Here is a 13,924-nt window from a genome sequence, read left to right on the forward strand (position 1 = left end):
GAGTCTTCTTTTTTATTTACAGAACAAATTTGTGTAAACTAGCAGTGCTTAAGGAATGGCTGTGGATATATATTTTCTTTAATTATGGTAAAATAGTAAGAGAATAATGTGAGGGAAATGAATGTCAAGTAAGTTTGAAATTTTAATGAATCAACTAGGAATCTCTAATCAATTGAGACAGGATCCTGCTCTTGTTGATGCAAGAATTGAACGAGTTGTAGTTCATAAAATTAGTAAGATTTGGGAATTTCATTTTGTTTTTTCTAAAATTTTACCGATTGAAATCTTTCTAAAATTAAAGAAAGGATTGAGTGAAGAATTTTCTAAGACAGGGAATCAAGCTGTTTTCGAAATCAAAGTTCTTTCTCAAGAATTTTCTAATGAACTCTTACAGGCTTACTACAAGGAGGCTTTTTCTGAAGGTCCATGTGCCAGCCAAGGATTTAAATCTCTTTATCAGAATTTGCAAGTTCGTGCGGAGGGAAATCAGCTCTTTATTGAAGGTTCCGAGGCGATTGATAAGGAACACTTTAAGAAGAATCATCTTCCTAATTTAGCGAAACAACTTGAAAAGTTTGGTTTCCCAGCTTTTATCTGTCAAATAGAAAAGAACGATGCCCTTACACAAGAGGAGCAGGAAGCCTTTCATGTGGAGAATAAACAAATTGTTCAGGCTGCTAATGAGGAAGCACTCCGTGCTATGGAACAACTGGAACAAATGGCTCCTCCGCCAGTAGAAGAGAAATCAGCTTTTGATTTTCAGGTTAAAAAAGCTGCAGCCAAGCCAAAATTAGATAAGGCTGAAGTGACCCAGATGATCGATGTGACGACTGAGGAAAATCGTTTGGTCTTTGAAGGGGTAGTCTTTGATGTAGAGCATAAAGTGACTAGAACAGGCCGTGTCTTGATTAACTTTAAGATGACAGACTACACTTCAAGTTTTTCTATGCAAAAGTGGGTTAAGAACGAGGAAGAGGCTCATAAGTTTGACATCATTAAGAAGAATTCATGGCTCCGAGTTCGTGGGAATGTGGAGATGAATAACTTCACACGCGATTTGACAATGAACGTGCAGGATGTGCAGGAAGTTGTTCACTATGAGCGGAAGGATTTTATGCCAGAAGGTGAGCGTCGGGTTGAGTTTCATGCTCATACTAACTTGTCGACTATGGATGCTTTGCCAGAGGTCGAAGAAATTGTTGCGACAGCTGCAAAATGGGGTCACAAAGCGGTAGCAATTACGGACCATGGAAATGTTCAGTCCTTCCCACATGGCTATAAGGCAGCCAAGAAAGCAGGAATCCAGCTAATCTATGGAATGGAAGCTAATATCGTGGAGGATCGTGTTCCGATTGTCTACAATGAAGTGGAGATGGCCTTATCAGAAGCAACCTACGTGGTTTTTGACGTGGAAACAACGGGACTTTCAGCCATCTATAATGATTTGATTCAGGTTGCGGCCTCTAAGATGTACAAGGGGAATGTTATTGCCGAATTTGATGAATTTATCAATCCTGGGCATCCCTTGTCAGCCTTTACTACCGAGTTGACTGGTATTACAGATGACCATGTCAAAAATGCCAAGCCACTAGAACAAGTTTTGCAAGAATTCCAAGAATTCTGCAAGGATACGGTTCTAGTTGCCCACAATGCTACCTTTGACGTTGGCTTTATGAATGCCAACTATGAGCGTCATGGTTTGCCTAATATTATCCAGCCAGTTATTGATACGCTCGAGTTTGCTAGAAATCTCTATCCTGAGTATAAACGTCATGGTTTGGGGCCTTTGACCAAGCGTTTTGGTGTGGCACTGGACCACCACCACATGGCCAACTACGATGCGGAAGCTACTGGTCGTTTGCTCTTTATCTTTATCAAGGATGTAGCAGAAAAACATGGTGTGACTGATCTGGCTAGACTAAATATTGATTTGATTAGTCCAGACTCTTATAAAAAAGCTCGGATTAAGCATGCGACCATCTATGTCAAGAATCAAGTAGGTCTAAAAAACATCTTTAAGCTGGTTTCTTTATCCAATACCAAGTACTTTGAAGGGGTGCCACGAATTCCGAGAACGGTCTTAGATGCTCATAGGGAAGGTTTGATTTTAGGGTCAGCTTGCTCTGAAGGTGAAGTTTTTGACGCAGTCGTTTCCCAAGGTGTGGATGCGGCGGTTGAGGTGGCCAAGTATTATGACTTTATCGAGGTCATGCCACCAGCTATCTATGCGCCATTAATTGCCAAGGAGCAGGTCAAGGATATGGAGGAACTCCAAACTATTATCAAGAGTTTGATAGAGGTCGGAGACCGTCTTGGTAAACCTGTTCTGGCTACGGGAAATGTTCACTATATCGAACCAGAAGAAGAAATTTATCGTGAAATTATCGTCCGTAGTTTGGGGCAGGGGGCTATGATTAACCGAACCATTGGTCACGGTGAGCATGCCCAACCAGCTCCTCTGCCAAAGGCTCATTTTCGAACAACCAATGAGATGTTGGATGAATTTGCCTTTTTGGGAGAGGAACTGGCTCGTAAATTGGTTATTGAAAACACCAATGCCTTGGCAGAAATCTTTGAGCCTGTTGAGGTTGTTAAGGGTGACTTGTATACGCCTTTCATTGACAAGGCGGAAGAAACGGTCGCTGAGTTGACTTATAAGAAGGCCTTTGAGATTTATGGGAATCCGCTGCCAGATATTGTCGATTTGCGGATTGAAAAAGAATTAACTTCTATTCTGGGGAATGGATTTGCCGTGATTTATCTGGCATCGCAGATGCTGGTACAACGTTCCAATGAACGAGGCTATCTGGTTGGTTCCCGTGGATCTGTCGGATCTAGTTTCGTTGCGACCATGATTGGGATTACGGAGGTTAATCCTCTCTCTCCTCACTATGTCTGTGGTCAGTGTCAGTACAGCGAGTTTATCACGGATGGTTCTTACGGTTCAGGTTTTGATATGCCCAATAAGGACTGTCCAAACTGCGGTCACAAACTCAGCAAGAATGGGCAGGATATTCCGTTTGAGACCTTCCTCGGTTTTGATGGGGATAAGGTTCCCGATATTGACTTGAACTTCTCGGGAGAAGACCAGCCTAGCGCTCACTTGGATGTGCGTGATATCTTTGGTGAGGAATATGCCTTCCGTGCAGGAACGGTTGGTACGGTGGCTGCCAAGACCGCTTATGGCTTTGTCAAGGGCTACGAGAGAGACTATGGGAAATTTTATCGTGATGCAGAAGTGGAACGCCTCGCTCAAGGCGCTGCTGGTGTTAAGCGGACAACAGGACAACACCCAGGAGGAATCGTTGTTATTCCGAACTACATGGATGTCTACGACTTTACTCCTGTTCAGTATCCAGCGGATGACGTGACGGCTGAATGGCAGACCACTCACTTTAACTTCCACGATATCGATGAGAACGTCCTCAAACTCGATGTGCTGGGTCATGATGATCCGACCATGATTCGGAAATTGCAGGATTTGTCTGGGATCGACCCTAATGAAATTCCTATGGATGATGAAGGCGTGATGGCCCTCTTTTCTGGGACGGATGTGCTTGGAGTGACGCCGGAGCAAATCGGGACTCCGACGGGTATGCTGGGGATTCCAGAATTTGGAACCAACTTTGTACGTGGGATGGTAGATGAGACGCATCCAATGACTTTTGCGGAGTTGCTTCAGCTGTCTGGTCTGTCCCATGGTACCGATGTGTGGTTGGGAAATGCTCAGGATTTGATCAAGCAAGGAATTGCGGACCTATCAACTGTTATCGGTTGTCGGGACGACATCATGGTTTATCTCATGCATGCTGGTCTTGAACCTAAGATGGCCTTTACTATCATGGAACGGGTGCGTAAGGGCTTGTGGTTGAAGATTTCCGAAGAGGAGCGAAATCGCTATATCGAAGCCATGAAGGCCAATAAGGTGCCAGAGTGGTATATCGAATCCTGTGGGAAAATTAAGTACATGTTCCCTAAAGCCCACGCGGCAGCCTACGTTATGATGGCCCTTCGTGTAGCCTACTTCAAGGTTCACCATCCGATTTATTATTACTGTGCTTACTTCTCTATTCGCGCCAAGGCCTTTGATATCAAGACCATGGGTGCGGGCTTGGATGCTATCAAGCGTAGAATGGAAGAAATCGCTGAAAAACGGAAGAATAATGAAGCCTCTAATGTGGAGATTGACCTCTATACCACTCTTGAGATTGTCAATGAAATGTGGGAACGTGGCTTTAAGTTTGGGAAGTTAGACCTCTATCGTAGTGATGCAACTGAATTCCTCATCGACGGAGATACTCTCATACCGCCATTTGTCGCAATGGATGGTCTGGGAGAGAACGTTGCCAAGCAGTTGGTACGAGCACGCCAAGAGGGCGAATTCCTCTCTAAAACAGAACTCCGCAAACGTGGGGGACTTTCCTCAACCTTGGTTGAAAAGATGGATGACATGGGTATTCTCGGCAATATGCCAGAGGATAACCAGTTGAGCTTGTTTGATGAGTTTTTCTAAAATATAGAAAGAGGTTTTTATGAAACTTACCATTTCCGCTCAGGATAAGCCAGCGCAGAAGGTGTTTGATTACTAGCTGGATCTTGACCCTGATACGATTTTGAAAATGAGCGCTTTGATTTGCGTCACTGTGGCAACAGTTAGCCTGCTGTCCCTGTTTAAAGAGAAATAACAATAGAAAAGGAAAAGTAAAATGGTTTTACCAAATTTTAAAGAAAATCTAGAAAAATATGCGAAATTGTTGGTTGCAAATGGAATCAACGTGCAACCTGGGCACACTTTGGCTCTTTCTATCGATGTGGAACAACGTGAGTTGGCCCATTTGATTGTGAAAGAAGCTTATGCTTTGGGTGCGCATGAGGTTATCGTCCAGTGGACAGATGATGTGCTCAACCGTGAGAAATTCCTCCATGCGCCGATGGAGCGCTTGGACAATGTACCAGAATACAGAATCGCTGAGATGAACTATCTCTTGGAGAATAAGGCTAGTCGTCTTGGAGTTCGCTCATCTGATCCAGGTGCCTTGAACGGAGTGGATGCTGACAAGCTTTCGGCTTCTGCTAAAGCTATGGGACTTGCCATGAAGCCAATGCGTATCGCAACTCAGTCCAACAAGGTTAGCTGGACAATCGCTGCCGCAGCTGGACTAGAGTGGGCTAAGAAGGTCTTTCCAAATGCAGCAAGCGACGAAGAAGCAGTGGACCTCCTTTGGGATCAAATCTTTAAGACTTGCCGAGTCTACGAAGAAGATCCCGTTAAGGCTTGGGAAGAACATGCAGCTATCTTGAAGAGCAAGGCAGAAATGCTCAATAAGGAGCAATTCTCAGCCCTTCACTATACAGCGCCAGGAACAGATTTGACACTTGGTTTGCCAAAGAATCATGTTTGGGAATCAGCTGGTGCTGTCAATGCTCAAGGCGAAGGTTTCTTGCCAAATATGCCCACAGAGGAAGTCTTCACTGCGCCTGACTTCCGTCGTGCAGACGGCTATGTCACTTCTACAAAACCACTGAGCTATAATGGAAATATCATTGAAGAGATTAAAGTAACCTTCAAGGATGGTCAAATCGTAGACATTACTGCTGAAAAGGGTGATCAGGTCATGAAGGACCTTGTCTTTGAAAATGCGGGTGCGCGTGCCTTGGGTGAATGTGCCTTGGTACCAGATCCAAGTCCAATTTCTCAGTCAGGTATTACCTTCTTTAATACCCTTTTCGATGAAAACGCGTCAAACCACTTGGCTATCGGTGCTGCCTATGCGACCAGCGTTGTTGGTGGAGCAGAGATGAGCGAAGAAGAGCTTGAAGCTGCAGGACTGAACCGTTCAGATGTTCACGTTGACTTTATGATTGGTTCGAATCAAATGGATATCGATGGTATCCGTGAGGATGGAACACGTGTACCTCTCTTCCGTAATGGAGATTGGGCAAATTAAGGAGATAATATGTTAGGAAGTATGTTCGTTGGTCTCCTAGTGGGATTTTTAGCAGGTACTCTGACCAATCGTGGGGAGAGCATGGGATGCTTTGGAAAAATGTTTCTCGGTTGGATTGGTGCCTTTTTGGGCCACTTGCTCTTTGGAACTTGGGGTCCAATTATAGCTGGAACGGCCATTATCCCAGCTATTTTAGGAGCTATGATTGTCTTAGCGATTTTTTGGAGACGAGGAAGTTAGTTTCTTGAAAAATTAGAAAAAAGGAGATTGGTCACTTGGGCCAGCCTCCTTTTGAGTATGATATAATAGTTCTATGAGATTAGATAAATTTTTAGTTGCCTGCGCTGTAGGGAGTCGAACTGAGGTCAAAAACTTGCTCAAGGCTGGACGAGTGACGGTCAATGGCAAGAAAGAAAAATCAGTAAAATTGCAAATAAATGAAGAAAAAGACGAAATTTGCTTTGACGGTCAAGTGCTAGAGTACGAGGAGTTTGTTTACTATATGATGAACAAGCCCCAAGGAGTTATTTCGGCGACTGAAGATCCCAAGCATAGAACTGTTTTAGACTTGTTAGATGACTATGCTCGCGCCAAAGAAGTCTTTCCAGTGGGGCGCTTGGATATTGATACCCATGGACTCCTGCTTTTGACTAATGATGGTCAGCTGGCCCATGCGTTGCTTTCACCCAAACGTCATGTGGATAAAACTTATCAAGCTCAGGTCAAGGGAATCATGACTCAAGAAGATGTCCATACATTTGCGAAAGGAATTCCGCTCAAGGACTTTACCTGCCAGCCGGCCAAACTGAAGATTTTGTCAGTGGATTCAGATAAGGGTGAGAGCCAGGTCAGTGTGACCATTGCTGAAGGTAAATTCCATCAGGTCAAACGCATGGTAGCTTACTGTGGTAAGGAAGTGGTGGACCTACAACGTTTGACTATGGGAACACTGATTTTAGACGCGAAGCTGAAACGGGGAGAATGGCGTCGCTTGACCAAGGAGGAGTTAGAAAATCTCCTTGCTAGTATTGCTTAGTTTGGATTATGTTAGAAAAGGTGAGTCTATTTGGCTTGCTTTTTCATTTTTCAGTTGCTTCCTTTGTGAAAAGAGTTATAATAGACAGTAGAATAAAAGGAGGAATCTATGAACGCAATTCAAGAATCATTTACGGATCAATTATTTGCTAACTATGAAGCAAATGTAAAATACCAAGCTATCGAAAATGCTGCAAGCCATAACGGAATTTTTGCAGCCCTAGAACGTCGTCAAAGCCATGTTGACAATACACCTGTTTTCTCGCATGATTTGACCAAGGACAAGGTGACCAACCAGAAGGCTTCTGGTCGTTGCTGGATGTTTGCAGCTCTCAACACCTTCCGTCACAAACTCATCTCTCAATACAAGCTCGAAAACTTTGAACTGTCACAAGCCCACACCTTCTTCTGGGACAAGTATGAGAAATCCAACTGGTTCTTGGAGCAAGTCATTGCGACTGCAGACCAAGACTTAACTAGCCGCAAGGTTAGCTTCCTGCTCCAAACACCCCAACAAGACGGCGGTCAGTGGGATATGGTTGTTGCCCTCTTTGAGAAATATGGTGTCGTTCCTAAGTCTGTTTATCCTGAGTCTGTTTCATCTAGCAATAGCCGTGAACTAAATGCCATTCTCAACAAATTGCTTCGTCAGGATGCTCAAATCTTGCGTGATTTACTAGCATCTGATGCAGACCAAGTGACTGTTCAGGGCAAGAAAGAAGAGCTCTTGCAAGAAATCTTTAACTTTCTTGCCATGTCTTTGGGTCTTCCACCACGCCAGTTTGACTTTGCTTATCGCGATAAGGATAACAACTATCAAAGCGAAAAGGGTATTACTCCACAAGAGTTTTACAAGAAATATGTCAATCTGCCTTTAGAAGATTATGTTTCTGTGATCAACGCCCCAACAGCTGACAAGCCTTACGGCAAATCTTATACAGTTGAGATGTTAGGAAATGTCGTTGGTAGCCGTACGGTTCGTTATATCAACGTTCCTATGGAGCGTTTGAAAGAATTGGCGATTGCCCAAATGCAAGCAGGTGAGACTGTTTGGTTTGGTTCAGATGTCGGCCAGCTCAGCAACCGCAAAGCTGGAATCCTTGCGACAGATGTTTATGACTTTGAATCAAGTATGGACATTAAACTCACTCAAGACAAGGCTGGACGCTTGGACTACAGTGAAAGCTTGATGACCCACGCCATGGTCTTGACAGGTGTAGACTTGGACGAAAATGGCAAATCAACTAAGTGGAAGGTTGAAAACTCTTGGGGAGACAAAGTCGGTACAGATGGGTACTTTGTTGCTTCAGATGCTTGGATGGACGAATACACCTACCAAATCGTTGTTCGTAAGGAATTGCTGACAGCAGAAGAACAAGCTGCTTATGAAGCAGAACCAATTGTGCTCGCACCATGGGATCCAATGGGTGCCTTGGCAGAATAAAGCATAAAGAAAAAGGTTAGGGAAATCCTAGCCTCTTTTTTTCAAGTAATTTCTTAAAGTAGTGATAGATAATGCTTGCCAAGGGAGTTCTTCTTATTTTGAGTCTTTAAGTGACAGAGGAAAGGATATGTGTTATTATAGTAGTACAAAAGGATATCGGAGTAGAAATGAAGTATTTAAGCAGTCAAGACATCAAGGATCGTCAACGAAATATCAGCGACATTAAACCCTATAAAACAACCAAAGAAATCGTCGTTTCAAATATCTTTACCTTCTTTAATGCCATGAACTTGGCTCTGGCAGTTCTGGTAGCCACAACCTTGCGATTTGAAAATATGCTCTTTTTAGGTGTGATTGCTATCAATACAGCCATTGGGATTTTCCAAGAAGTGCGTTCAAAAAATGCTTTGGAAAAGCTAAGTTTGCTAGGTAGAAGTAAATATAGGGTCAACCGAGATGGTCAAACGATTGAGATTGATCCAGAGGACATCGTTCTGGGTGAGTACCTGCATCTCAATCTGGGGGATCAGGTGCCTGTCGATGCAGAAGTCCTTGAAGGGAATATTGAAGTTGATGAGTCCTTGCTGACTGGTGAGAGTGATTCGGTCTTTAAAACAGCAGGTGACAAGCTGATGAGCGGAAGCAATGTTGTCAGCGGTACTTGTCTGGTCACGGCGACAGCTGTAGGACCAGATAGCTATATTAACAAACTCGCAAAATCCAGCAAGGAATTCAAAAAATACCCTTCTCAACTACGCGATTACATGGATAAGATTTTAAAAATCGTCTCGATCTTGCTGGTGCCAGTTGCCATTCTGCTCTATGTCAGAGGTTTTAGTCTAGGACGGTCTTATGTTGAAATTGTATTGGGAAGTTCAGGTGCCTTGGTCGGCATGATTCCGGAGGGGTTGATTCTCCTTGTCAGTGTCTCCCTAGCAGTAGCGGCCATGAAGCTGGCTAAAAAGAAGGTTCTAGTGCAGGAGCTATACTGTGTAGAGACCTTGGCGCGAGTAGATGTTCTTTGTTTTGATAAGACAGGTACCATCACAACTGGTAATATGAAGGTCCAAGAAATGGATGTTAATGTAGCAGAGAAACTGTCTTCTTATTTGGCTTATTTCGAAGATGAAAATGCAACTTCCCGAGCTCTGAAGACTTACTTAACCTGTGAGAAAAAGTGGGAAGTTCAAGAAGTCGGTGCCTTTTCAAGTAAAAACAAGTATTCCTTTGTCCAAGTTAAAGATGGAGGAACTTACTTTTTCGGTGCTTATGAGTTTCTCGGCCTCACCCAGCCGATGGATCCTTACTATGAACATCTAAAACAGCAAGGTTTTCGAATCTTGACACTCGTTTATAGCAAGGACCAGATTACAAGCCCAGCCGATATGGAACTATTAGGGCATGTCGTTCTGTCAGATGAAATCAAGGATAATACCAAGGAAACCTTTGACTATTTCGAATCTCAAGGTGTTGAAGTGAAGATTATCAGTGGTGATAATCATGTGGCTGTATATGGGGTGGCTCGTAAAGCAGGTTTTAAGGAGGAAGCGCGGGCTATTGATATGACCAAGGTGAGCGATGAGGACTTTGAAAGAGTGGTCTTGGAACACGATATCTTTGGTCGCGTGACACCTGAACAGAAGCAAAAGATGGTGACCATTTTGCAAAAGGCTGGGAAAACAGTTGCTATGAGTGGTGATGGAGTTAATGATGTTCTGGCTCTCAAGAAAGCAGATATTAGTTTTGCTATGAATGGTGCTACCAGTGCAGCCAAAAGTGTGTCCAATATTGTTTTTTTGACAGATGACTTTGCAGTATTCTATGATATTTTGATGGAAGGGCGCCGGGTCATCAATAACATCCAAAAGGTAGCCTCTCTTTTTCTAACAAAGACCTTCTTCTCCATCGTTTTTGCCATTTTGAGTGTGATCTTTGGTTTGGAATTTGCCTTTATCCCCATTCAGTTTACAATCATTTCAGCCATTACGATTGGGATTCCATCCTTCTTCCTGACTTTTGAGTCCAATAAAGAAAAGGTTAGCACTCACTTTATGAGAGACATCCTAACCAACGCGGCGATTGGCGGAGGCGTTCTAGTTGCTAGTGTTCTTTTGACCAACTTCTTTGTCATTGTCCCAGGTCAGGTCAAATTTATTTGCTTCCTCCTTGCTTTGGTCAATGGTCTGTGTCTAGTTGCTAAGGTCAGCATTCCCTTTCATCGATACAAACTGGTCTTGCTCACGTTTTTGAGCCTTGCAGCCCTTGTTGGCGTACTTGCCAATACATTTATCCTGCAAAGAACTTTTGTGCCTCTAGAAACGACCCAAGTCGTCTATACAGCCATCATGGCAGTTGTGATTGGGGGCTTGCATTATTTGACTAGAAGAAAAAGTTGATACACAAAAAGAATCAGGATTTAATCCTGATTCTTTTTTATTTATATTCTCGATGGTTTACATGATACCGAAGAAACGAGCTGCAATACCTACTGCAAAGAGAGCAAGGATGATTGCGATTGGTGATACTTTTTTCTTAAGCAACCACATGCAAAGGAAAGTAAGGAGAAGTCCCATCAATCCTGGAATCAATGAGTTCAACTGACCTTGAAGGGTTTGTGGTTGAATCTTATCTAGGCTCAATCCTCCAAGTGCATCAGCAAGAATTCCTTTCAATTCAGCACCAGTAACAGCACCTTCTGGGAAGTTGATGTAAGCACCTTCAGCCAATTGTTTACCTGGAAGGTTGACAGTAAAGTTGATAGATACCCAACGTTGTACAAGAACGGCAAGGATGAACATACCAAGGATAGATGCTCCTTTGGTGATGTCTTTCAAGATGCCACCAGACATGTCTTTAGTGATTTCAGATCCAGCTTTGTAACCGAACTCTTGTGTATACCATAGGAAGGCCATACGGATAGCATTCCATCCAAAGAAGAAAAGAAGGGGACCAATAATGTTACCAGATGCAGCAAGTGATGCACCAAGAGCTCCAAGGATAGGACGAACTGTAAACCAGAATACTGGGTCACCGATACCAGCAAGAGGTCCCATCATACCGATTTTAACCCCTTGGATAGCCGCATCGTCGATTTCAACACCGTTAGCGCGCTCTTCTTCAAGTGCAAGAGTAACCCCCATGATTGGAGCAGCTACGTATGGGTGAGTGTTGAAGAACTCAAGGTGACGCTCAAGAGCAGCCGCTTGGTCTTCTTTTTTAGTGTACAATTTTTTGATAGCTGGGATCAAAGAGTAAGCCCAACCCAAGTTTTGCATACGTTCATAGTTCCAAGAACCTTGAAGGAATTGTGAACGCCACCAAACTTTTTGACGATCTGATTTTGATAATTGAATTTTTTCAGCCATGATTATTCCCCTTTCTAGTAGTCTTCTAGGATATCACCGATTGGGTCGTTAGAAGTCGCAGCGCCGCCGCCACCGTTTCCACCTTGTTTTGTAAGGTTAAGGTAGATGAAGGCAAGGGCAACACCGATGACACCAAGGGCAATCAAAGTCAATTGAGAAATCGCAGCAAGAGCAAAACCGATAGCGAAGAATGGCCATACTTCACGAGTTGCCATCATGTTGATAACCATAGCGTAACCAACGGCAACGACCATAGCACCACCGACAGCCATACCACCATTCAACCAGTCTGGCATCAATTTAAGAGCATCTTGAACGGCAGAAGCTGGGATAGCGATAAGGAAGGCAGCAGGGATTGCAATACGAAGACCTTGAAGGAGAAGTGCAACAAAGTGAGCACGCTCAACAGCAGCGATATTTCCGTCTTTAGCAGCAGCATCAGCAGTGTGAACCAAACCAACTGAGATTGTACGAACAATCATTGTCAAGAAAAGTCCAGCTACGGCAAGAGGGATAGCTGTTGCTGTTGCAACGGCGATACCTTCAGTAGTGAAATTTCCACCTTTGATCAAGATGATTGCTGCAGCAACAGATGCAAGAGCAGCGTCAGGAGCTACGGCAGCTCCGATGTTTGCCCAACCAAGGGCGATCATTTGAAGTGATCCACCAAGCATAACACCTGCTTCGAGGTTACCAGTTGCAAGTCCGATAAGGGTACATGCGACGATTGGTTGATGGAATTGGAATTGGTCGAGGATACCTTCAAGACCTGCAAGGAAGGCAACAACTACAACCAAGATAGCAGAAATGATTGAAATATCTGACATGGTTTTATTCCTTTTCTATTTAGTTTTAATAAAGTATTTAATCCTGTTTTCAAAAATGATAGAAACAGATTAAAATTATTGAACGTTTGCTTTGTTAATCAAGTCAAACAAATCTTTTTTCGTGTCGTTTGGTACTTTACGTACGTCAAATTCAACACCGAGGTCACGCATTTTTTCAAAGGTTGCAACGTCTTCTTTGTCCATAGACAAGACGTTATTGATCATTGTTTTACCTGTTGAGTGGGCCATAGAACCAACGTTAAGGGTCTTGATTGGCACGCCACCTTCGATGGCACGAAGGGCATCTTGAGGTGTTTCAAACAAGATAAGAGCATGTGTGTTACCAAAACGAGGATCTTTTGCAACCTCAATCAATTTTTTGATTGGGACAACGTTGGCTTTTACTCCGTTAGGAGCTGCTTGTTTGATCAATTCTTTACGCAAATCGTCGTTTGCAACATTGTCTGAAGCAACGATGATACGATCTGCTTTTGAATCTGGAGTCCAAGCAGTGGCAACCTGACCGTGAAGGAGACGAGTGTCTAGACGAGCAAGGTTGATTTTCAGTTTACCGTCACCGATAACAGTTCCTTCTGGAATAGCAGCTTGTGCGGCAGGAGTAACTGCAGCACTTGCAACTTCCTCAACTGGGTTAAGCTCTTCTGGAAGAGCCTTGATGCCATCTTTGGCTTCTTTAATGATATTCGCAGCGACTTTATCCACACCTGCATTAGCGTCCATAAGGCGCTCTGTGTAGGCTTGGATTAACATCGGCAAGTTTAGTCCTGTGATGATGGCAAATTTACGTTCTGGATTTTCTCCCATCACGCGGCTAGCTTGGTTGAATGGAGATCCACTCCAAAGGTCAGCCAATACTAGAACCTCATCTTCTGCCTCAAATGCAGCCACAGCGTTATTGAATTTAGCGTAAAGGTCATCTGGACCTTCATTTGGCATAAAGGTTACAACTTGAACCTTTTCTTGTTCACCAAAGATCATAGATCCTGACTGATGAATACCCGCAGCAAATTCGCCGTGGCTCGCAATAATGATTCCGATACTCATTATTGTCATTCCTCCTTATAAAATGTTTGACTGTGTGTTTAAGAAAACTTTAAGCCTAACTTTAAGTATAGACCGTTTTCATATAAAAATCAACTACTTTTTCTAAAAAGATGTAAAAGTTTTCATAGAATGACTTTTTAAAAATGTTAATATATAATACTTTGAGAGATAAATGAAAATGGCAATAGAAAATTTAATATAAAAATACAGAAAATAAATCGCCTTTATGAAAAAAGAATG

Annotated in this window: 9 protein-coding genes; 6 read left to right on the forward strand and 3 right to left on the reverse strand. The window is 43.2% G+C overall.

Annotated elements, in window-relative coordinates; genetic code table 11:
- Positions 1–121: 121 nt before the first annotated feature.
- The 6 genes from ACLV7H_RS01255 to ACLV7H_RS01280 all read left to right on the forward strand — a co-directional run bounded on the left by ACLV7H_RS01255 (position 122) and on the right by ACLV7H_RS01280 (position 10,823).
- On the forward strand, positions 122–4,513 hold the full coding sequence (locus ACLV7H_RS01255; RefSeq protein ID WP_411866145.1) for a PolC-type DNA polymerase III: 4,392 nt from the start codon (positions 122–124) through the stop codon (positions 4,511–4,513).
- A 193-nt stretch (positions 4,514–4,706) separates the two neighbouring features.
- Positions 4,707–5,948 carry an aminopeptidase gene (locus tag ACLV7H_RS01260; protein ID WP_411866146.1) on the forward strand — a complete coding sequence of 414 codons (1,242 nt, stop codon included), beginning with the start codon at positions 4,707–4,709 and terminating at the stop codon, positions 5,946–5,948.
- Between the two features lie 9 nt (positions 5,949–5,957).
- Entirely contained in the window at positions 5,958–6,188 is a 231-nt protein-coding gene (locus tag ACLV7H_RS01265) for a GlsB/YeaQ/YmgE family stress response membrane protein (RefSeq protein ID WP_045593674.1), read from the forward strand.
- A 73-nt stretch (positions 6,189–6,261) separates the two neighbouring features.
- Entirely contained in the window at positions 6,262–6,984 is a 723-nt protein-coding gene (locus ACLV7H_RS01270; protein WP_411866147.1) for a pseudouridine synthase, read from the forward strand.
- A gap of 108 nt (positions 6,985–7,092) precedes the next feature.
- On the forward strand, positions 7,093–8,427 hold the full coding sequence (gene pepC, locus ACLV7H_RS01275) for an aminopeptidase C (RefSeq protein WP_045593672.1): 1,335 nt from the start codon (positions 7,093–7,095) through the stop codon (positions 8,425–8,427).
- A gap of 167 nt (positions 8,428–8,594) precedes the next feature.
- Positions 8,595–10,823, forward strand: a complete 2,229-nt coding sequence (locus ACLV7H_RS01280; protein WP_411866148.1) for an HAD-IC family P-type ATPase — start codon at positions 8,595–8,597, stop codon at positions 10,821–10,823.
- Positions 10,824–10,880: 57 nt separating this feature from the next.
- On the opposite strand, the gene ACLV7H_RS01285 is transcribed toward ACLV7H_RS01280, so the two are convergent.
- The 3 genes from ACLV7H_RS01285 to ACLV7H_RS01295 form a co-directional block, all read right to left on the reverse strand.
- Positions 10,881–11,792 carry a PTS system mannose/fructose/sorbose family transporter subunit IID gene (locus ACLV7H_RS01285; RefSeq protein WP_411866149.1) on the reverse strand — a complete coding sequence of 304 codons (912 nt, stop codon included), beginning with the start codon at positions 11,790–11,792 and terminating at the stop codon, positions 10,881–10,883.
- 14 nt (positions 11,793–11,806) lie between these two features.
- Positions 11,807–12,619, reverse strand: a complete 813-nt coding sequence (locus tag ACLV7H_RS01290; protein ID WP_033629277.1) for a PTS mannose/fructose/sorbose transporter subunit IIC — start codon at positions 12,617–12,619, stop codon at positions 11,807–11,809.
- A gap of 75 nt (positions 12,620–12,694) precedes the next feature.
- Positions 12,695–13,684 (reverse strand): PTS sugar transporter subunit IIB, encoded by a 990-nt coding sequence (locus tag ACLV7H_RS01295; protein WP_411866150.1) that lies wholly within the window; start codon positions 13,682–13,684, stop codon positions 12,695–12,697.
- Positions 13,685–13,924: the final 240 nt, after the last annotated feature.

The sequence above is a fragment of the Streptococcus oralis genome, from assembly GCF_965111685.1.
GTDB classification, from domain to species: domain Bacteria; phylum Bacillota; class Bacilli; order Lactobacillales; family Streptococcaceae; genus Streptococcus; species Streptococcus oralis_B.

What these genes read in the sequence shown, in the direction of transcription:
- ACLV7H_RS01285 (WP_411866149.1), bottom strand. Translation starts at nt 11,792, where the DNA reads ATGGCTGAAAAAATTCAATTATCAAAATCAGATCGTCAAAAAGTTTGG.
- ACLV7H_RS01295 (WP_411866150.1), bottom strand. Translation starts at nt 13,684, where the DNA reads ATGAGTATCGGAATCATTATTGCGAGCCACGGCGAATTTGCTGCGGGT.
- ACLV7H_RS01270 (WP_411866147.1), top strand. Translation starts at nt 6,262, where the DNA reads ATGAGATTAGATAAATTTTTAGTTGCCTGCGCTGTAGGGAGTCGAACT.
- ACLV7H_RS01255 (WP_411866145.1), top strand. Translation starts at nt 122, where the DNA reads ATGTCAAGTAAGTTTGAAATTTTAATGAATCAACTAGGAATCTCTAAT.
- ACLV7H_RS01280 (WP_411866148.1), top strand. Translation starts at nt 8,595, where the DNA reads ATGAAGTATTTAAGCAGTCAAGACATCAAGGATCGTCAACGAAATATC.
- ACLV7H_RS01265 (WP_045593674.1), top strand. Translation starts at nt 5,958, where the DNA reads ATGTTAGGAAGTATGTTCGTTGGTCTCCTAGTGGGATTTTTAGCAGGT.
- pepC (WP_045593672.1), top strand. Translation starts at nt 7,093, where the DNA reads ATGAACGCAATTCAAGAATCATTTACGGATCAATTATTTGCTAACTAT.
- ACLV7H_RS01260 (WP_411866146.1), top strand. Translation starts at nt 4,707, where the DNA reads ATGGTTTTACCAAATTTTAAAGAAAATCTAGAAAAATATGCGAAATTG.
- ACLV7H_RS01290 (WP_033629277.1), bottom strand. Translation starts at nt 12,619, where the DNA reads ATGTCAGATATTTCAATCATTTCTGCTATCTTGGTTGTAGTTGTTGCC.